The 19,458-nt window shown below is 70.9% G+C and carries 19 protein-coding genes; 5 read left to right on the plus strand and 14 right to left on the minus strand.

The annotated features are described in order from the left end of the window. Positions 1–4: 4 nt before the first annotated feature. The gene (locus tag IF67_RS0134240; protein WP_030086563.1) at positions 5–637 is read right to left on the minus strand and encodes a sulfite oxidase-like oxidoreductase; all 633 of its coding nucleotides are present in this window, start codon (positions 635–637) and stop codon (positions 5–7) included. Positions 638–785: 148 nt separating this feature from the next. On the opposite strand from IF67_RS0134240, the gene bfr reads away from it, so the two are divergent. Further along, complete coding sequence (gene bfr / locus IF67_RS0134245; protein WP_030992369.1) at positions 786–1,262, plus strand: bacterioferritin; 477 nt, start codon at positions 786–788, stop codon at positions 1,260–1,262. A gap of 70 nt (positions 1,263–1,332) precedes the next feature. Here bfr and IF67_RS0134250 read toward each other — a convergent pair whose 3' ends face one another. Together IF67_RS0134250 and IF67_RS0134255 are read right to left on the minus strand one after the other, a co-directional pair. Next, positions 1,333–1,587: a (2Fe-2S)-binding protein gene (locus IF67_RS0134250; protein ID WP_030992370.1), complete on the minus strand. Its 255-nt coding sequence runs from the start codon at positions 1,585–1,587 to the stop codon at positions 1,333–1,335. Between the two features lie 172 nt (positions 1,588–1,759). Next, a complete protein-coding gene (locus tag IF67_RS0134255) occupies positions 1,760–3,103 on the minus strand; it encodes a class II 3-deoxy-7-phosphoheptulonate synthase (RefSeq protein ID WP_199812826.1) in 1,344 nt (447 codons plus the stop codon). Between the two features lie 258 nt (positions 3,104–3,361). Here IF67_RS0134255 and IF67_RS0134260 point away from each other — a divergent pair, with 258 nt between their 5' ends. After that, positions 3,362–5,401 (plus strand): anthranilate synthase family protein, encoded by a 2,040-nt coding sequence (locus IF67_RS0134260; RefSeq protein ID WP_030992373.1) that lies wholly within the window; start codon positions 3,362–3,364, stop codon positions 5,399–5,401. On the opposite strand, the gene IF67_RS0134265 is transcribed toward IF67_RS0134260, so the two are convergent. From IF67_RS0134265 to IF67_RS0134285, 5 genes are all read right to left on the minus strand, one after another. Further along, a complete protein-coding gene (locus IF67_RS0134265) occupies positions 5,367–6,383 on the minus strand; it encodes a 2-hydroxyacid dehydrogenase (RefSeq protein WP_030992375.1) in 1,017 nt (338 codons plus the stop codon). The two genes, IF67_RS0134260 and IF67_RS0134265, sit on opposite strands and share 35 nt — an antisense overlap. Before the next feature lie 163 nt (positions 6,384–6,546). Further along, positions 6,547–7,575, minus strand: a complete 1,029-nt coding sequence (locus IF67_RS0134270) for a 6-phosphofructokinase (RefSeq protein ID WP_030992377.1) — start codon at positions 7,573–7,575, stop codon at positions 6,547–6,549. Between the two features lie 199 nt (positions 7,576–7,774). Then, positions 7,775–8,419 carry a response regulator gene (locus IF67_RS0134275; RefSeq protein WP_030992380.1) on the minus strand — a complete coding sequence of 215 codons (645 nt, stop codon included), beginning with the start codon at positions 8,417–8,419 and terminating at the stop codon, positions 7,775–7,777. Positions 8,420–8,445: 26 nt separating this feature from the next. Continuing rightward, complete coding sequence (gene macS, locus IF67_RS0134280; RefSeq protein ID WP_037840213.1) at positions 8,446–9,732, minus strand: MacS family sensor histidine kinase; 1,287 nt, start codon at positions 9,730–9,732, stop codon at positions 8,446–8,448. A gap of 98 nt (positions 9,733–9,830) precedes the next feature. Next, positions 9,831–10,577 (minus strand): lysophospholipid acyltransferase family protein, encoded by a 747-nt coding sequence (locus IF67_RS0134285; RefSeq protein ID WP_030992384.1) that lies wholly within the window; start codon positions 10,575–10,577, stop codon positions 9,831–9,833. Between the two features lie 162 nt (positions 10,578–10,739). Here IF67_RS0134285 and IF67_RS0134290 point away from each other — a divergent pair, with 162 nt between their 5' ends. Both IF67_RS0134290 and IF67_RS0134295 read left to right on the plus strand, forming a co-directional pair. Then, a complete protein-coding gene (locus tag IF67_RS0134290) occupies positions 10,740–11,537 on the plus strand; it encodes an alpha/beta hydrolase (protein WP_030992386.1) in 798 nt (265 codons plus the stop codon). Continuing rightward, positions 11,524–12,075, plus strand: a complete 552-nt coding sequence (locus IF67_RS0134295) for a hypothetical protein (RefSeq protein WP_030992388.1) — start codon at positions 11,524–11,526, stop codon at positions 12,073–12,075. Before IF67_RS0134290 ends, IF67_RS0134295 begins: the two co-directional genes overlap by 14 nt. Before the next feature lies 1 nt (position 12,076). Here the strand turns inward: IF67_RS0134295 and IF67_RS0134300 are convergent, their stop codons facing one another. The 6 genes from IF67_RS0134300 to IF67_RS0134325 all read right to left on the minus strand — a co-directional run bounded on the left by IF67_RS0134300 (position 12,077) and on the right by IF67_RS0134325 (position 17,334). Then, positions 12,077–12,826: an endonuclease/exonuclease/phosphatase family protein gene (locus tag IF67_RS0134300; protein WP_030992390.1), complete on the minus strand. Its 750-nt coding sequence runs from the start codon at positions 12,824–12,826 to the stop codon at positions 12,077–12,079. A 125-nt stretch (positions 12,827–12,951) separates the two neighbouring features. Next, a complete protein-coding gene (locus tag IF67_RS0134305) occupies positions 12,952–13,893 on the minus strand; it encodes an ROK family glucokinase (protein WP_030992391.1) in 942 nt (313 codons plus the stop codon). A 122-nt stretch (positions 13,894–14,015) separates the two neighbouring features. Continuing rightward, positions 14,016–14,492, minus strand: coding sequence for a DUF5304 domain-containing protein (locus IF67_RS0134310; protein ID WP_030992393.1), 477 nt, complete (start codon positions 14,490–14,492; stop codon positions 14,016–14,018). Positions 14,493–14,597: 105 nt separating this feature from the next. Continuing rightward, on the minus strand, positions 14,598–15,800 hold the full coding sequence (locus IF67_RS0134315; protein WP_030992395.1) for an ArsA family ATPase: 1,203 nt from the start codon (positions 15,798–15,800) through the stop codon (positions 14,598–14,600). 2 nt (positions 15,801–15,802) lie between these two features. Beyond that, positions 15,803–16,306 carry an SRPBCC family protein gene (locus IF67_RS0134320; RefSeq protein WP_030992396.1) on the minus strand — a complete coding sequence of 168 codons (504 nt, stop codon included), beginning with the start codon at positions 16,304–16,306 and terminating at the stop codon, positions 15,803–15,805. Between the two features lie 251 nt (positions 16,307–16,557). After that, positions 16,558–17,334 (minus strand): metallophosphoesterase family protein, encoded by a 777-nt coding sequence (locus IF67_RS0134325; RefSeq protein ID WP_030992398.1) that lies wholly within the window; start codon positions 17,332–17,334, stop codon positions 16,558–16,560. A gap of 273 nt (positions 17,335–17,607) precedes the next feature. On the opposite strand from IF67_RS0134325, the gene IF67_RS0134330 reads away from it, so the two are divergent. After that, positions 17,608–19,404, plus strand: coding sequence for an AMP-dependent synthetase/ligase (locus IF67_RS0134330; protein ID WP_030992399.1), 1,797 nt, complete (start codon positions 17,608–17,610; stop codon positions 19,402–19,404). The last annotated feature ends 54 nt before the right edge of the window (positions 19,405–19,458 follow it).

Genomic DNA, 19,458 nt, shown 5'->3' on the forward strand with positions numbered 1-19,458 from the left:
GGGATCAGAGCTCGGGGCCGTCCCCGGGCTCTTCCTGGTACGAGTAACGCTGCTCGCGCCACGGGTCGCCCAGGTTGTGGTAGCCGCGCTCCTCCCAGAAGCCGCGGCGGTCGGCCCGCATGTATTCGATGCCGCGGACCCACTTGGGGCCCTTCCAGGCATACAGATGCGGAACGATCAGGCGCACCGGGAATCCGTGCTCCGCGGTGAGAAGCTCACCCGAGCGATGCGTGGCGAAGAGGCACTTCTCCGCTGCGAAATCCTCGATTCGCACATTCGAACTGAAGCCGTACTCGGCCCACACCATGACATGGGTGACGTCGGGTGCCGGCGGCGCGAGTTCCAGGATGGTCCGGGTGCTCACCCCGCCCCATTCGGCTCCCAGCATGCTGAATTTCGTCACGCAGTGCATATCGGCGACGACCGTGGTGTACGGCAGTGCCGTGAATTCCTCGTGCGACCAGCAGTGCTTGGCGCCGTCGGCGGTGGCGCCAAATGCCCGGAACTCCCAGCGTTCGGCGCGGAACTTCGGCACCGGCCCGTAATGCGTCACCGGCCAGCCCCGCTGTAGCCGCTGGCCCGGAGGGAGCTGAGGAGGCTCCTCTTCGCGGCTTTCCGGCTGACCCATGCCCTCCATGTTGTCAGACCGGAAGGGGTGCCGATGACCAGGGAGGGAGGGATTCGGGCAACTCGCACTAAGCATGCACTTACTGGACGCCCTGGTCACAGCGGTGCGAGGATGCGCGGCACCTGCCCAGTTTCTCGCGTGGAAGGAGCCCGCAGCCATGCAGGGCGACCCCGAGGTCATCGAATTCCTCAATGAGCAGCTGACCGCCGAGCTCACCGCGATCAACCAGTACTTCCTGCACGCCAAGATGCAGGAGAACTTCGGCTGGACGAAGCTCGCGAAGTACACCCGCTCAGAGTCCTTCGACGAGATGAAGCACGCGGAGATCCTGACCGACAGGATTCTCTTCCTTGAAGGTCTGCCGAATTACCAGCGGCTGTTCCATGTGCGGGTCGGCCAGACGGTCACGGAGATGTTCCAGGCCGACCGGCAGGTCGAGGTCGAGGCCATCGACCGGCTCAAGCGCGGTATCGAGGTCATGCGCAACAAGGGCGACATCACCTCGGCGAATATCTTTGAGGACATCCTCGCGGACGAGGAGCACCACATCGACTATCTCGACACCCAGCTGGAGCTGGTGGAGAAGCTCGGAGAGGCGCTCTACATCGCCCAGATCATCGAGCAGCCGAGCTGAGCGAGCGGCCGGATGTCCACCCTCCGCCATGCCCTGTCCGGCAGCGGGAGGCCCCCGTCGCCGCTGAGGGCTACGCGGCCTCCGAAAGCGCCGCGGGCTCCACTGCGTCCGCCTCCACGCCCAGCGGCTCGGGCGCGCCACCGTCGATGAGTTCCCGGCGGGGGCAGGCGCTCCGGCCGAGCAGTGCCTGGATGCGGCGCACACAGCCGCCGCAGTCGGTGCCGGCCTTGCAGGCCGAGGCGATCTGGCGGGGAGTGCAGGCGCCGGTATCCGCGTGGTCACGGACCTGCTGCTCGGTGATCCCGAAGCAGGAGCAGACGTACACGCGGTTTCACCTCCGTGGCGGCCACCTCAGATCCGACTGATCTTGAGTGAGGTAACCCTTACCTTACCTGTCTCGGCAGGTGCTGCACAACGCAGTGGGGCGCGGATCACAGGATCCGCGCCCCACTCTTGTCTTGCCTCTGCCCATCAGTGCAGGTCAGCGGCCGACCGCCTCACTGATCGCGGTACATCTCCGCCACCAGGAAGGCCAGGTCCAGCGACTGGCTGCGGTTGAGCCGCGGGTCGCAGGCGGTCTCGTAGCGCTGGTGGAGGTCGTCGACGAAGATCTCGTCGCCGCCGCCCACGCACTCGGTGACATCGTCACCGGTCAGCTCGACGTGGATACCGCCCGGGTGCGTACCGAGGCTCTTGTGGACCTCGAAGAAGCCCTTGACCTCGTCCAGCACATCGTCGAAGCGCCGGGTCTTGTGGCCGGAGGCCGCCTCGAAGGTGTTGCCGTGCATCGGGTCGCAGATCCAGGCGACCTGCGCGCCGGAGGCGGTGACCTTCTCGACCAGCTCGGGGAGCTTGTCGCGGACCTTGTCCGCTCCCATGCGGGTGATGAAGGTCAGCCGGCCCGGCTCACGCTCCGGGTCGAGCCGCTCGATGAGCGTCAGCGCGTCTTCCGCCGTGGTCGTCGGGCCGAGCTTGACGCCGATGGGGTTGCGGATGCGCGAGGCGAACTCGATGTGCGCACCGTCCAGCTGACGGGTGCGCTCGCCGATCCAGACCATGTGGCCGGAGACGTCGTAGAGGTTGCCGGTGCGCGAGTCGACCCGGGTCAGCGAGGACTCGTAGTCGAGGACCAGCGCCTCGTGGGAGGCGTAGAACTCGACGGTGCGGAACTCCTCCGGGTCCACCCCGCAGGCGTTCATGAAGTTCATCGCGCGGTCGATCTCGCGGGCCAGCGCCTCGTAGCGCTGTCCGGAGGGCGAGGACTTCACGAAGTCCTGGTTCCAGGCGTGCACCTGCCGCAGGTCGGCGTAGCCACCGGTGGTGAAGGCGCGCACGAGGTTCAGGGTCGCCGCGGAGGCGTGGTACATCCGCTTGAGCCGCTCGGGGTCCGGGATGCGGGCCGCCTCGGTGAACTCGAAACCGTTGACGGAGTCGCCGCGGTAGGTCGGCAGCGTCACCCCGTCGCGGGTCTCGGTGGGCTTGGAGCGCGGCTTGCTGTACTGGCCGGCGATCCGGCCGACCTTGACCACCGGGACGGACCCGGCGTAGGTCAGGACGGCACCCATCTGGAGAAGCGTCTTGAGCTTGTTACGGATGTGCTCGGCGGATACGGCATCGAAGGCCTCCGCGCAGTCGCCGCCCTGAAGCAGGAACGCCTCACCACGGGCGACGGCTCCCAGGCGCTCGCGCAGCTGGTCGCACTCGCCCGCGAAGACGAGCGGCGGATAGGACTCGAGCTCCGCGATCACATCGCGCAGAGCCTCTTGGTCCGGCCAGTCAGGCTGCTGCGCCGCGGGCAGGTCTCGCCAGGTGTGGCCACCGGCGTGGGTTTCAGCGTTCACGGTCACAAGCCCCACATTACGGGGTCCGCCGAGGCTGTCCGTCCGGGCATCCGGACTTTGAGACGCACTGCACCCGGACGGTCCGGTAGGGTGCCCCTCATGTGCACGCAACCGGCCCTGAACAGGAACTGGTGGTGGACCGCTCATCCGGCGGCCCACTGATTCGCGCGCACCTCACACACTTCGCGAAGGCCGCCCGAGGGGCGGCCTTCAGCCTTTCCGGCGGCCGTTCCTCCTCTGTCCGGAAGGAACCCCGTCATGCACCGCGAGCCCCCAGCCCGCACCGACGCCGCCGCACTCGTCCAGCGGCTGCTCGACCCCGCCTGCCCGCCCTTCGCGCTGCTGCACCGCCGCTCCCCCGGGCGGGAGACGGCCTCCCCCACTCTCGGCTTCGCTCGAGCGGGAGGTGCCCCCACCGTCGAGGTGCTGATCGGCGAGGTCGACGAGGTCGGGCGGCTGGCCGACATCCCGCTGGGCGAAGGGGTGCCGGACGCGCCGGTGACCGATGCGCTCGCGCTGATCCCGTTCCGGCAGATCCGCGAGCGCGGCTTCCGGGCCCATGACGACGGCACACCGCTGGCCGTGCTGCGCCCCCGCGAGAGCGCCGAGCTGCCCCTGGACGAGGTGCTGGCGGCGCTACCCGGGCACGGCGTGCGGGTGACGGACGGGGCGTTCGACGTGGACGACGACGCCTACGCCGAGATCGTCGGGCGGGTGGTACGGGACGAGATCGGCACCGGCGAGGGCGCGAACTTCGTGGTCCGCAGGACGTTCGAGGGCACGATCGCGGACTTCTCGGCGGCCGACGCGCTGGCGCTGTTCCGGCGGCTGCTGTCCGGTGAGCGCGGTGCGTACTGGACGTACGTGGTGCACCGCCCCGGGGTGCGCACCCTGGTCGGCGCCAGCCCCGAGGTGCACGTCCGGATGACCGGCGGGAGGGGCGGAGGCGAGGCGCTCCCGTCCGAGGACGGCGGGCGGGCGGCCGGAACGGTCGTGATGAACCCGATCAGCGGCACCTACCGCTACCCGGAGGGCGGCCCCACCCCTGAGAGCCTGCTGGCGTTCCTCGGCGACCGCAAGGAGGTCGAGGAGCTGTCGATGGTGGTGGACGAGGAGCTGAAAATGATGTGCACCGTCGGGGACAAGGGCGGGGTGGTGATCGGGCCCCGGCTCAAGGAGATGGCGCATCTCGCGCACACCGAGTACGAGCTGCGCGGCCGGTCCACCCTCGATGTGCGCGAGGTGCTCAAGGAGACGATGTTCGCGGCGACGGTCACCGGGTCGCCGGTGCAGAACGCCTGCCGGGTGATCGAGCGGTACGAGCCGGTGGGCCCCGACGGGCGGGGCCGTGGCTACTACGCGGGGGCGCTGGCGCTGATCGGCCGGGATGCGGGCGGCGCACAGACGCTGGACTCGCCGATCCTGATCCGTACCGCCGATATCGCCGCCGACGGCCGGCTGCGGGTGCCGGTGGGCGCCACCCTCGTCCGCGCCTCCGACCCGCACAGCGAGGTCGCCGAGACGCACGCCAAGGCCGCGGGTGTGCTGAGCGCACTGGGAGTACGGCCGGCGCCGGCCCGTCCGGCGGGCGCGGACCGGGGGCAGCGGCTGGCCGACGACCCCCGGGTGCAGGCCGCGCTGGATGCCCGCCGCGCCGACCTGGCGCCGTTCTGGCTGCGGATGCAGACCACCGCGCCGACCGCCGAGCTGAGCGGGCATGCGCTGGTCGTCGACGCGGAGGACACCTTCACCGCGATGCTGGCGCATCTGCTGCGCACCTCGGGGCTGACCGTCACCGTGCGCCGTTTCGACGAGCCGGGGCTGCGCGAGGCCGCCCGTGCGCACCGGGGCCCGATCGTGCTGGGCCCGGGACCGGGCGATCCGTCGGACGCCGCCGACCCCAAGATGCGCTTCCTTCGGTCGCTGACCGCGGAGCTGGTCGCCGGGCACCGCGACGGCCTGCTGGGCGTGTGCCTCGGTCATGAACTGCTCGCCGCCGAGCTGGGGTTGGAGATCGTCCGCAAGGAGGTGCCCTACCAGGGCGCGCAGGAGCGGATCAACTTCTTCGGGCACCAGGAGACGGTCGGCTTCTACAACACGTTCACGGCCCGCTGCGACGACACCACTGCGGCCGAACTCGCCATGCACCGCGTCGAGTTGAGCCGGGACGCGGACACCGGAGAGGTGCATGCGCTGCGCGGTCCGGGCTTTGCGGGCGTGCAGTTCCACCCCGAGTCGGTGCTGAGCCTGGACGGCGCCTCGGTCACCGCCCAGCTGTTGGCAGCTGTCCTCGTGTGACCAGCATGTTCTCGTTGGTGCGGTGGGCCAGATAGTCCTCGACGTTGGCCACGGTGGTCTCGACGATCTGGCCGACCGCCTCCTCGGTGAAGTACGCCTGGTGCGAGGTGACCAGCACGTTCCCGAAGGTCATCAGGCGGGCGAGGGTGTCGTCGTCGATGATGTCCAGGGACTTGTCGAAGAAGAAGAACTTGGCCTCCTCCTCATAGACGTCCAGCCCGACGCCGGTGAGCCGGCCGGCCTTGAGCGTCTCGACGAGGGCTGCGGTGTCGACGAGCCCGCCGCGGCTGGAGTTGACGAGGATCGCATCGTCCTTCATCGCGTCCAGCGCGGCGGCGTCGACGAGCCGCCGGGTGTCCGCCACCAGCGGGACATGGAGGGTGATCAGATCTGCCTCGGCGAACAGCCGCTCCCGGGTGACGTACTTCATGCCCAGCTCGATGCAGCGCGGGTTCTCGGCGAGGTCCCAGCCCAGCAGGTTCATCCCGAAGCCATGGGCGATCCGGGTGAAGGCCTCGCCGATCTTGCCGGTACCGACCACCCCCGCCGTACGGCCGCGCAGATCGCGGCCCATCAGGCCGTCCAGCCGGAAGTCGAAGTTACGGGTGCGGTTCGTGGCCCGGACGATCCGCCGGTTGACGGCCAGCGCGAGGGTCCAGGCGAATTCGGCGACCGCGTGGGGGGAGTAGAAGGAGACCCGGCCGATGCTCATCCCGAGGTCGGCCGCGGCCTCCAGATCGATGTTGTTGAAGCCCGTGGAGCGCTGGGCGATCATCTTCGTCCCGCCGGCCGCGAGGGTCTGGAGGACGTCCGCGCCCAGATCGGCGTTGACGCTGGAGCTGACGATCTCGTAGCCGCGCGCGATGGGGGCGGTGTCGCGGTTGAGGAAGACATCCAGGCTGCGGACCTGGTGACGGCCGGCGAAGGCCTTGTCCAGGAACGGCCGCTCATCCGCCTGCACACCGAAGGCGACGATCTCCACGAGCTCTCCCGGGTTCTCCCGCCGGTTCCGTTCTCCCGCCTATGAGCGATAGGCCGGATATGCCGCGTAGGGCGAATATACGGCCCATCGCCCGGTGGTGCCGCCCGGAGTACGGGACGGCGGCGGGAGGGCTACGGGATACGGGGCGAGAGGGCGGCGCCGGTCAGCCGAAGAACACCCCGACCTCGGCATAGAGCGCCGGATCGACGGTCTTCAGCTTCGCGGTCGCCTCCGCGATCGGCACCCGGACGATGTCCGTGCCGTGCAGCGCGACCATCTTCCCGAAGTCGCCGTCGCGCACCGCGTCGATGGCGTGCAGCCCGAAGCGGGTGGCCAGCCAGCGGTCGAAGGCGCTGGGCGTCCCCCCGCGCTGGGTGTGCCCGAGGACCGTCGTACGCGCTTCCTTGCCCGTACGTGCCTCGATCTCCTTGGCCAGCCACTCCCCCACCCCGGACAGCCGGACATGCCCGAAGGAGTCGGTGGAGCTGTCCTTGAGCACCATCTGGCCGTCCTTGGGCATGGCGCCCTCGGCGACGACCACGATCGGGGCGTAGCGGACCTTGAAGCGGGATTCGATCCACCGGCAGACCTGCTCGATGTCGAAGCGCTGCTCCGGGATGAGGATGACGTTCGCCCCGCCGGCGAGGCCGGAGTGCAGCGCGATCCAGCCGGCGTGCCGGCCCATCACCTCGACGACCAGCACCCGCATATGGGACTCGGCGGTGGTGTGCAGCCGGTCGATGGCTTCGGTGGCGACACCGACGGCGGTGTCGAAGCCGAAGGTGTAGTCCGTGGCCGACAGGTCGTTGTCGATGGTCTTGGGGACGCCGACACAGGGGATCGCGTGTTCGCCGGAGAGCCGGGCGGCGACGCCGAGGGTGTCCTCGCCGCCGATCGCGATCAGCGCTTCGACCTCCTCCTTGGCGAGCGTCTCCTTGATCCGGCGGACGCCGTCGTCCTCCTTGAAGGGGTTGGTCCGCGAGGAGCCGAGGATCGTGCCGCCACGGGGCAGAATGCCGCGCACCGCCGGGATGTCCAGCGCCACCGTGTCGCCGTCCAGCGGCCCGCGCCAGCCGTCCCGGAAGCCGACGAATTCGTATCCGTACTCCTGGGTGCCCTTGCGGACGATGCCTCTGATCACTGCGTTCAGACCCGGGCAGTCGCCGCCGCCGGTCAGTACTCCGACCCGCATCGCTGCTTCACCTACATCCCGTCAGTGGCCGCGCACGGCCGTGTGTGAGCCGACCCCGGTCACGCTAATGGTGATCTGGGTCACTCAGGGATGGGGCAAACGGTGATGTCGGTGATTTAACGGGGAGTTGACCCGGACCGTTCACCCGTACGAGCGGATCCGGCCGGGTCATGGCCGGCCCGGCCGGTGACCGCGCCGGTCACGCCTCGTCGAGGCCGCGCTCTATCGCATAGCGCACCAGCTCCACGCGGTTGTGCAACTGGAGCTTGCCGAGGGTGTTCTGGACGTGGTTCTGCACCGTGCGGTGCGAGATGACCAGCCGTTCGGCGATCTGCTTGTACGAGAGTCCCTTGGCGACCAGGCGCAGCACCTCGGTCTCCCGGTCCGTCAACTGCGGTGCGCCCGGCTCGTCCGGCGTCGCCGGGGCCGGCTCGGTCGCCAGCCTGCGGTACTCGCCGAGCACCAGACCGGCCAGGCCCGGGGTGAACACCGCGTCGCCGGCGGCCGTGCGCCGCACCGCGTCCAGCAGCTCCTCCGTGCTCGCCGACTTCAGCAGATAGCCGGTCGCCCCGGACTTGACCGCCTCCAGGACATCGGCGTGCTCACCGCTCGCGGACAGCACCAGCACCCGCAGCGCCGGATTGGCGCCGACCAGCTCCTTGCACACCGCCACACCGGGCAGCCCCGGCAGATTGAGGTCCAGGACCAGCACATCGGGCCCCGCGGCCTGCGCCCTGCGCACCGCCTGGAGGCCGTCGCCGGCCGTCGCCACCACCTCGCACCCGGCCTCCGCCAGATCCCGCGCGACCGCGTCCCGCCACATCGGGTGGTCGTCGACCACCATGACCTTCAGCCCCTGCTCGTTCACACTCAGGCCTTCCCCCGTTTTCCACCCCCGGGCGCGCCGCCCTTGGGGACCGTCAACTCCACTTCCGTGCCCTGGCCGGGGACCGAGACCCACTCCGCGCTGCCGCCCAGGTCGCGCAGCCGCCCGCGGATCGACAGGGCCACCCCCAGACGGCCCTCGCGCTCGGCGTCCGCGAGCCGGCCCTCGGGAATGCCGGGGCCGTCGTCGCGGACCGTCACGATCACCGCATGCGGTTCGTCCTCCACCAGGATCCATGCGTGGGCCGCTGCCCCCGCATGCACCCGTACATTGTCCAACGCGGCACTGACAGCGGCCGCGAGTTCGGCCGCAGCGGCGGCCGGCAGCGCGACCGGGGCGCCGGGCTCGGAGAAGGTGACACCGGCCCCCGCATACGGCGCGAGCAGCGCCCGGACATCGCACGGTCCGTCGCCCGACGACGCCGAAGCGGTCCCGGCGGTCGCCGGGGTGTCCTCCCGTACGCCCTCGCCCGCCGGGTGCGGCACCGTGGACGCCGCCCCGCCGAACCGGATGCCGGGCGGCGACACCAGACCGCCGGCGACCAGGGTCCGCAGCGCGACCTCCTGTTCACCGGCCATCCGGCCGAGTTCGGTCGCCTCGCCGCCGATCTCGGCGCCGCGCCGCTGCACCATCGCCAGCACCTGGAGCACGCTGTCGTGGATGTCGCGGGCCAGCCGTTCCCGTTCCCGGGTGGCGGCCTCGATCTGTAGGGCCCGGGCGAGGGTGCGCTCGCTGGAGCGGGCCACCTCGACGACATAGCCCAGGCCGACGCTGGCCACCCACACCAGCACCACGTTGTGGATGGTGTCGCGGGCCAGCTCCTGGCGCTCGACGAGATTGGCCACCGCCACGATGGCGGAGGCCACCGCGGCCCAGCGCCAGCCACCCTTGATCGCGAAACCGAGGACGGCACCCGCCGTCCAGATGGACGGCAGCGTCGGCCCGCCGTCCATGATGCGGGCGTGGCTGTCGACCACGAGCGTGAGCAGGATGCCGCCGATCGCGAAGCCGAGGTCGGCGACCAGGAACTGCCGGGTGCAGCGCTCCGCCGAGGTCGTACAGCGCCAGGTCAGCACCATCCAGACGGTGAGCACGCCCATGTAGGCGGCGGCGCCCAGCGGATGGTCGTACTGCCGGTAGGAGAGCGCGACCAGGCACAGGGTGTAGACGAGGGTGAGGATCCGGTAGCCGGTGAGTGCGCGCCACAGCGGGAGTTCGACCGACATCCGCAGCACCTTCGGTGGGCGCTTGCCATGGCGTCTGGCGGCCATGGCCCCGCTCACCGTCGGTATATCCGTATCCGTGTCCGTATCCGTCATTGCCGTCCCCCTCGCCGGGCGCGCTCACGCCCGGTGTCGGCCCTGCCCGTCTATTCGGCGGCGGCCTTTCTGGCCCGCTCCGCCTCGGCCTTCTTCTTCGCTTCGGCCTGTGCCGTCTCGGCCTTCGCGGCATCGGCCAGCTGCCGCTTGGCCGCGGTCGCGTAGATGTCGACGTACTCCTGGCCGGACAGCTTCATGATCTCGTACATGACCTCGTCGGTGACCGACCGCAGGATGAAGCGGTCGCCCTCCATGCCCTGATAACGGGTGAAGTCCAGCGGCTTGCCGATGCGGATGCCCGGCCGGATCATCTTCGGCACGACCTTGCCCGGAGGCTGCACCTTCTCGGTGTCGATCATCGCCACGGGGATGACCGGCGCCCCGGTGGCCAGCGCCACCCGCGCCAGACCGCCCGGCTTGCCGCGGTAGAGCCGGCCGTCCGGGGAGCGGGTGCCCTCCGGGTAGATGCCGAACAGCTCACCGCGCTCCAGCACCTCGATGCCGCTCTTGATCGCCGCCTCGCCCGCGCCCCGGCCGCCCGAGCGGTCCACCGGCAGCTGGCCCACGCCCTTGAAGAACGCGGCGGTCAGCCTGCCCTTCACGCCGGGCGAGGTGAAGTACTCGGACTTCGCGATGAAGGTGATCTTCCGGTCCAGTACCGCGGGCAGGAAGAAGGAGTCCGAGAAGGAGAGATGGTTGCTCGCGAGGATCGCCGGGCCCTCGGCGGGAATGTTCTCGATGCCTTCCACCCAGGGCCTGAAGGCAAGCTTCAGCGACCCGCCGATGGAAAACTTCATTGCGCCGTAGATCAACCGACTGCCTCCTGTGTGTGACGCACCGACCTTAACCTGCCCCGGTGGCACACTCGCGCCGCGGCCGTCGCCGGACCTATCCGCCCGCGGTCACTTTGCGTACCCTGAGGTAACTCGCCAGGCCCCCTCATCGATCGGAGTCCCCCCGTGCCGCTCCTTCCCGGAGCCGAGCCGTTCCGCCGTGACGGCGGAGAGGTCGGCGTCCTTGTGTGCCACGGCTTCACGGGCTCCCCCCAGTCCGTACGCCCCTGGGCCGAATATCTGGCCGACCAAGGACTCACGGTCAGTCTTCCGCTGCTGCCCGGTCACGGCACCCGCTGGCAGGACCTCCAGATCACGACCTGGCAGGACTGGTACGCCGAGGTCGACCGCGAGCTGCGGGCGCTGACCGAGCGCTGCACCAAGGTCTTCGTCTGCGGCCTGTCGATGGGCGGAGCACTGGCCCTGCGGCTGGCCGCCAAGCACGGCGACGCCATCAGCGGGGTGGCCGTGGTCAACCCCGCCAACAAGGTGCACGACGCCGCGGGGCCGCTGCTGCCGGTGCTGCGTCATCTCGTCCGGACGACCAAGGGGCTGACGAGCGATATCGCCAAGCCCGGTTCCGAGGAGGTCGGCTACGACCGGGTGCCGCTGCACGCCGCCTATTCGGTGCGCCGCTTCTTCCAGCAGGTCGACTCCGAACTCCCCGGTGTCACCCAGCCGTTGCTGGTGATGACCAGCCCGCAGGACCATGTCGTACCGCCGGTGGACTCCGAGCGCATCCTGAGCCGGGTCTCCTCGACGGACGTCCGGCAGACGCTGCTGGAGCGCAGCTACCACGTCGCCACGCTCGACCACGACGCGGAGCGGATCTGCCAGGACACCTTCGCCTTCATCACCCGTCTCGCCCCCCGTGCGGGGGCGGACGCGGCTCAGGAGGGGACGGCGGCCAGTGGCGGAGCGTAGCCCCCGCGACCCCCGGGACCCGCTGGACGAAGAGGCCGCCTGGGCCGAGATCGTGGCGGGCTACGGCGACCAGCCGTCGTTCGCCGCGGGCGACGGCGACGGCAAGGACGAACCGGCCGGGAGCGACGGCAAGAAGGACACCGAGCAGGACAAGGCCGGCGACAGCACGGCCGGCGACAGCAAGGACGAGCCCGCCCGTCCGGGCAGCTTCGTCGTCTTCGCGCCGGGCGTCGGCCCCCGCAACTGGACCGCCGCGGAGGCGTCCGACGACGACTTCGACCAGACCGACGAGGGCCACTTCACCCCGCCCGAGCCGCCTCCGCTGCCGGAGGCCGATGTCACCGCCAAGTTCGCCTGGCTCGCGGTGATCGGCGGCCCGATGCTGCTGGTGGCCATGGTGCTGCTGCAACAGCCGGTGACGTGGTGGATCACGGTCCTGGGCATCGGCGGCTTCCTCGGCGGTTTCGCCACCCTGGTGGCCCGGATGAAGAAGGACGACGAGGACGACGACCTGCCGGGCAGCGGCGCGGTGGTGTGAATCAGCCCGCGGCCGGCATCCGCAGTGCGGCCAGCACCGGCAGATGATCCGTCGCGGCCGTGAGGTCGCTCTCCCGTACCCCCGGCAGCCCGCGCGGCACACCGCAGCCGAGGACCTCCACACCCTTCGTGGCGAAGATCGCGTCGATCCGCTGCTGCGGGTCCCGGGGCGTGGAGGTGAGCTCCCCGCCCCACGGCTCGGCCGCCCAGGCATCGGTCAGCGAGGCCGCCAGCCGCCGGAAGCTTGGGCCCTGCGGCCGCTCGTTGAGGTCACCTCCGGCAACGGCGTACGGCACGTCCATGGCGGCCAGCCGCTCCAGCAGCAGCCCGGCCTGCTCGTCCCGCTCCCGGGCGGCGAGGCTGAGATGGCAGCTGAGCACCCCGAGCCGGACCCCGCCGATACGGACCACGGCGGTGGCGAAACCACGCTGGTGCAGTCCGGGGCTGCGGGGCAGCAGGACGTCCTCGGTGTGCTCCACATGGGCGCGCAGGGTGGAAAGGATCATCGGGCCCGCGGCCGTGCCACCGCCGGTGACGTACACCAGACCGGCCGCGCGGGCCAGCCGCTCGGCGGCCTTGCGCCAGCGGAAGAACCGCGGCGCCTCCTGGATCAGCACGAGATCGGGGGCACAGGCCCGGATGACCCTGGCCAGCGCCGCCCGGTCGTCGCGCATCGAGCGGATGTTGTAGCTGAGCACGCGGACCACGGCCGTACCGTCGGGCTCGGTACGCGAGTCGGGAAGCGGGATCAAGGCGGCGGGTCCTCTCACCGGGATCGTCACGCGGGCCAAGATAGAGCACCGTCCGCCGCATCCCCGGGGGGACGCGACGGACGGTGTCCTGCGAAAGAGCGGGCGTGGCAGGGCGCCCGGGCCGCTCAGCCCTGGCGGGCCAGGTCGGCCGCGCCCACCAGACCGGCCTTGCCGCCGAGCTGCGCGGCGAGCACCTGGGCGTGCGGCCGCCACTGGTTGCCGACCAGCCAGCGGCGGAAGGACTTGCGGATCGGGTCCAGGACCAGTTCGCCCTCGTCCGAGACGCCGCCGCCGACGATGAAGGCCGACGGGTCGAAGAGCGAGGCGAGGTCGGCGAGACCGGCACCGGCCCAACGGGCCAGCTCACGGAACGAGTCGATGGCGACCGCGTCGCCCTGGCGGGCGGCCTCGCTGACGTGCCGGCCCTCGATGCCCTCGGAGGTGCCGTCGCCGAGCGCCAGCAGGATCTCGGCGTTCTCGGGGGTGGCGAAGGCACGCTGGCGGGCGTAGCGCAGCAGGGCGCGGCCGGAGGCGTACTGCTCCCAGCAGCCCTGGCTGCCGCAGCCGCACAGCAGACCGTCGGGCACGACCCGGATGTGGCCGAATTCGGCGGCGACGCCGAAGCGTCCGCGGCGCAGCTTGTTGCCGATGATGATGCCGCCGCCCAGGCCCGTGCCGAGGGTGATGCAGATGACGTCGCTGTGCCCCTGGCCGGCGCCGAACTTGTACTCGCCCCAGGCCGCGGCGTTGGCGTCGTTCTCGACCACCACGGGGAGGCCGACGCGCTGCTCGACCTTGTCCTTGAGCGGTTCGTGGCGCCAGTCGATGTTCGGTGCGAACAGGACCGTGGCCCGCTTCTCGTCGACATAGCCGGCGGCACCGATGCCGACGGCATCGATGTGATGCCCGGACCCGACGGTCCGCACCGCGTCCGCGATGGCTTCGGTCAGCGCCTCGGTGGCATGCGGAGTCGGAACCTGGCACGTCTCAAGGATCGAGCCCTCTTCGTCGACCACGCCGGCCGCGATCTTCGTGCCGCCGATGTCGACGCCGATGGTGAGTCCCATGTGTCCCTCAGTTTTTCGCTCGAACCCCGCCAGGTCCCACCGTACCGGAGGTGGGGGTGCCGCCCGTGCTCTTCAGGTGGTGGACCTGGGCGGCTTCCCCTGGGGTGCGAGGCCCTGAGGGGTCAGTCGAGATCGATCCGCTCGGTGCCGGTCGGGCCGTCGTCGTCGCGCGGATCGTCACCGCGGCGGCCCTCGGGATCCTCGTCGAGATCGTCGCGGGTCCAGCGGCGCTCGCTGCTCTCGACGGCGGAGCGGTAGGCGGCGAGCAGCTCGGAGCCGGCCGCGGCGAGGTGGTCGAAGAGGTCGGGGTTGCGCTCGATGACCGGCTCGACGGCAGCCTTGGCCTGCTTGAACAGCTGGCTGACGGCACCCTGCGCGGCGATGCCGCCCAGCGCGCCGGGCAGCTGGATACCGGCGAGCTTGTCGGTCACCGCGTCGGCGAGCTTGCGCAGTTCCTCCGCCGCGCTGCCCGGCTGCGGGCCGTGGGCGGCACGGTGCCGGGCCTTCTCGGCCGCGAGATCCTCGGCGCAGGCGGCCGCCCAGGCGTCGGCATCGGGCTCGGCCCTGCGGTCGGCGGGGCGCTCGGTGGCATCACTCATGAGGAACTCCGTGACTCCTGCGGCGAGGCGGTACGGCGAAAGGTGCGGGACGGACACGTCGGGACACAGCCCACCCTCGACGGTACCCGAACGGTGGTGCCGCGTTCAGTCGCTCTTGGGCCACAGGTCAGGATCGGGCGTGAAGCGGATCTCCAGGGCGCCGTCGCGCAGTCCGGCGCCGGAGACGGTGCAGCGGCGCAGCGCGGAGGGGAGCATACGGATCCGCCGGAAGCGGCCGACGGAGACCACGATCTCGTCACCGCGGCGCACCAGCCCGAGGCCCTTCCGATCAGCGCCGGGCAGCGGCACCCGCCAGACGAGGATGCCGTCGGAGGCCAGCCGGTCCTCGACGGTCCAGGGGTCGGGGCGGTCCCCGTCGGCGGGCCCGTCCGCACCGATCTCGCCGGCCGGCCCGTCGATCAGCTCCTCGAGCTCGTCGACGCCCTGCGGGTCGCGGCCCAGGTGCGCCACCTCGTGGACGGGGAGGTCGGGGAACTCCTCGCGCAGCGCCTTGAGGGCGGTCTGCTGACTGCCGGAGAGCGCGGCGAGGAACGGGTCGGACGAGCCGGTGGGCAGCAGCCGGTTGACGACCACGCCGTCGGTGCGCCGGCCGTGCAGCGCGAGTCCGGCGCGGATGGTGCGCAGGTTGGCGGCGGCGACCGGGCCGGCGTCGGTGACCAGGCGTACGGAGGTGCCGGGGTCGTCGATCGCCCGCTGGACGGCGGCGAGTTCGCTCTCCCAGCGCTCGGCGGCTTCGTAGAGCTTCTGGGCCGGCATCGGGACGCCGGCGAGCTGGGCGAGCACCGGACGCAGCGCGCGGGCCGCCTGGCGCTCGGGCGGCAGCAGACGGCGCAGATAGCGGCGGACCTGGGCGGGCAGGGCGAGCAGCCGGATCGTTTCGGCGGCGGAGGGCATGTCGACGACGACCATGTCCCAGTCGCCCGAGGCGTGTTCGGCGCGCAGCGCGTGCAGCAGCGCGAAGTCCTCGGAGCCGGGGAGTTCGGTGAGTTCGTCCTCGTCGAGGGGGCTGGCGCCGAGCAGGTCGAGGGCCGCGCCGGCCCGCTCCTGGAAGGCGAGGAATTCCTGGCGGAAGCGGTCGCCGGGGTCGATGCGCAGGGCGTGCAGGCCCGGCGCTATCGGGGTGGGTGCGTCGGCGCCGAGGGCGGTGCCCAGCACTGTTTCCGGCGCGCTGCTCTCGGTGGTGAGCAGGAGTGCCCGCGCGCCCCGGCGGGCGCCGGCCAGGGCGGTCGCGGCGGCGAGCGTGGTGCGGCCCGCGCCGCCGGGGCCCGTGACGAGGACGATGCGCACGCTCAGAGCTTCTTGGCCTCGTCGGTGGACTCGGCCGCGTCGGCGGGCCCGGCGGCGTGGTCGGCGGGGCCGCTCTCCACGCGCTTCTTCAGCCCGGCCAGCGCGCGGTCGATGATGACCTTCTCGGCCTTGCGCTTGATCATGCCGAGCATCGGGATCTTGACGTCGACGGTGAGCTGGTACGTCACCTCGGTGCGGGCGCCCTCGCCCAGCGCGGCGAGGCGGTAGGAACCGTCGAGCGCGCGCAGCATCTGGGACTTGACCAGGGACCAGCTGACCTCGTTCTCACCGGTCCAGGTGTAGGCGAGGGTGTGGTCGTCCTTGATCGCCCCGGCGTCCAGCAGCAGGCGCACCTGCTCGGCGCGGCCACGGTCGTCCTTGGCCAGCACCTCTGCCTCCTTGACCTCGCCGGTCCATTCCGGATAGCGGTCAAAGTCGGCGATCACTCCCATCACTTCGGCGGGTGCCGCCTCGATCGTGATGCTCGAGCTGGTGTGTTCGGCCATCGCCGTGACTCCTCCATGCCGCTTCATGCCGGTCCGCCGACTCCTCCCCGGCTCTCAGCTCCTCCCCCACTCTCGACTTCACTCGAGCGGGAGGACCCCCATGAGCCGGGGAGACCCTAATTTACGCGGTGTCTCTGCTGCTGAAGGCTACCGCGCGGGTAACGGCGGGCGGACACCAGCAGGTCCGGCACGACGGGGCGGGGCGGCGGCCGGCCGCTCACCGCCGGGTCCGCGACCAGAGGCGTCCGGGCTCACCACTCCATGACGTAGGGCGTCCCGGTCGCATTGAAATGGCCGACATTGATGCATTCCGTGCTGCCGATCCGGGCCCGGCGGGCGAGCGGCTGGTGCACGTGGCCGAAGAGGGCGTAGCGCGGCCGGGTGGTGCGGACGGCGTGCAGCAGGGCCGCGCTGCCGCGCTCGAAGCGGCGGGCAACGGTGTCGTAGCAGAGCTCGGGGATGTCGGGCGGGATATGGGTGCAGAGCACGTCCACCTCGCCGACCGCCTCGACCTTGGCGGCGTACTCCTCGTCGCTGATCTCGTACGGCGTGCGCATGGGTGTGGTCAGGCCGCCGCCGACGAACCCGAAGACCCGGCCGCCGATCTCCACCCGCTGCCCGTCCAGGACGGTGGTGCCCGGTCCGGTGAACTCGGGCCACAGGCGCGGGATGTCGACGTTGCCGTAGGTGGCGTACGTGGGTGTGGGGAAGGCCGCGAAGAGTTCGGCGTACTGCTTGCGGACCGCGCCCTCGATGACCGACTCGCGGCTCACGCCCGCACGGTCGAGCCCGGCCCACAGCCGGCGGCCCAGTTCGCGGGCCTCCTCGAAGCGGCGGGCGGTGCGCAGTTCGACCAGCGCGTCGGCGTTCTCGACGCCGAAGAGGTCGGGGAAGATGCCGCGCGAATGGTCGGCGTAATCGAGGAAGAGGACCAGGTCACCGAGGCAGAGCAGGGCGTCGGCGCCGGTTCCGGCCGCCGCGAGGTCCCGGCTGTTGCCGTGTACGTCACTGACCACATGCACACGCATGGCGTCACCCTAAATCGCGCGGGCGGGCGCGGGGAGGGGTACGCGGACCTGGGGTTACTTTCGGGTCACCTACCCGCTGGTCTAGTCTGCGCGGGACAGTCGCCACGGCGTGTCCCGCGGTGTGTGACGCATCAAACATCTGGCCTTTCCCCCCTATCCCAAAAGCAATACCCATGGGTAACGTCCGGGCAGTCCAATCCCCCCTGCATGTCGTGGACCGCCGCCGGTGTACACACAGCGTCGTGGCGCCGGCGCTTTTGAGGAGCAGCAGTCTTGCGCGAGTTCAGCCTTCCGGCCCTGTACGAGGTCCCCACGGACGGCAACCTGACGGATCTTATCCGTCGAAATGCCGCGCAGCACCCGGATGTTGCCGTCATGGGACGCAAGGTGAACGGCGCGTGGCAGGACGTCACCGCCGCCACCTTCCTCGCCGAGGTCCGCGCCGCCGCCAAAGGTCTGATCGCCTCCGGCGTGCAGCCCGGTGACCGGGTCGGTCTGATGTCGCGCACGCGCTACGAGTGGACGCTGCTGGACTTCGCCATCTGGAGCGCCGGCGCCATCACCGTCCCCGTGTACGAGACCAGTTCCGCCGAGCAGATCCAGTGGATCCTCGGCGACTCCGGCGCGGTGGCCTGCCTGGTGGAGTCCCCCACGCACGAGGCGACCGTCGAGTCGGTCCGCGACCGGCTGCCGGGGCTGGAGAACATCTGGCAGATCGAGCGGGACGCCATCGCCCGGCTGCGGGCCGCCGGCGCCGACATCTCCGACGCCGAGGTGGACGCGCGCAGCGCGCTCGCCGACGCGGACTCGCCCGCCACCATCGTCTACACCTCCGGCACCACCGGCCGCCCCAAGGGCTGTGTGCTCAGCCACCGCAGCTTCTTCGCCGAGTGCGGCAACATCGTCGAGCGGCTGCGCCCGCTGTTCCGTACCGGCGAGTCCTCGGTGCTCCTCTTCCTCCCCATCGCGCATGTCTTCGGCCGGCTGGTGCAGATCGCCGCGGTGATGGCGCCCATCAAGCTGGGCCACGCCCCCGACATCAAGAACCTCACCGACGACCTCGCCTCCTTCCGGCCGAAGCTGGTCCTGGGCGTGCCCCGGGTCTTCGAGAAGGTCTACAACTCGGCGCGGGCCAAGGCGCAGGCCGACGGCAAGGGCAAGGTCTTCGACAAGGCGGCGGACATCGCCATCGCCTACAGCCGCGCGCTGGACACCCCGGAGGGCCCGTCCCTCGGCCTGAAGGTGAAGTACAAGGTCTTCGACCGGCTGGTCTACGGCAAGCTGCGCGCCGTCCTCGGCGGCCGCGCCACCCACGCCATCTCCGGCGGCGCCCCGCTCGGTGAGCGCCTCGGCCACTTCTACCGCGGCATCGGCTTCACCGTCCTGGAGGGCTACGGCCTGACGGAGTCCTGTGCGGCGACCGCCTTCAACCCCTGGGACCGGCAGAAGATCGGCAGCGTCGGCCAGCCGCTGCCCGGTTCGGTCGTGCGGATCGCCGACGACGGCGAGGTGCTGCTGCACGGCGAGCACCTGTTCACCGAGTACTGGAACAACCCGTCGGCCACCAAGGAGGCGCTGTCCGACGGCTGGTTCCACACCGGCGACCTCGGCACCCTCGACGAGGACGGCTACCTCGCCATCACCGGCCGCAAGAAGGAAATACTGGTCACCGCGGGCGGCAAGAACGTCGCCCCGGCCGTGATCGAGGACCGTATCCGGGCGCACGCCCTGATCGCCGAGTGCATGGTCGTCGGCGATGGCCGGCCGTTCATCGGCGCGCTGGTCACGCTCGACGAGGAGTTCCTGCCCCGCTGGGCCGAGGAGCACGGCCACTCCGCCGATGTGGCGCCGTCCCAGATCGCCGAGGACCCGGAGCTGCTGGCCGCCGTCCAGCGCGCCGTCGACGACGGCAACGCGGCAGTCTCCAAGGCCGAGTCGGTGCGCAAGTTCCGTATCCTCCCGACCCAGTTCACCGAGGAGTCGGGCCACGTCACGCCGTCGCTGAAGCTCAAGCGGAACGTGGTGGCGAAGGACTTCGCGGAGGAGATCGAGGCGCTCTACCGCGGGTAGGGCCTGACCCGAACGACAGGCCCTGGGCGCGTCCGGCCCGCGCCGGGGCCGAGG

This window comes from Streptomyces sp. NRRL S-1813 (assembly GCF_000719605.1).
Classification (GTDB): Bacteria; Actinomycetota; Actinomycetes; order Streptomycetales; family Streptomycetaceae; genus Streptomyces; species Streptomyces decoyicus.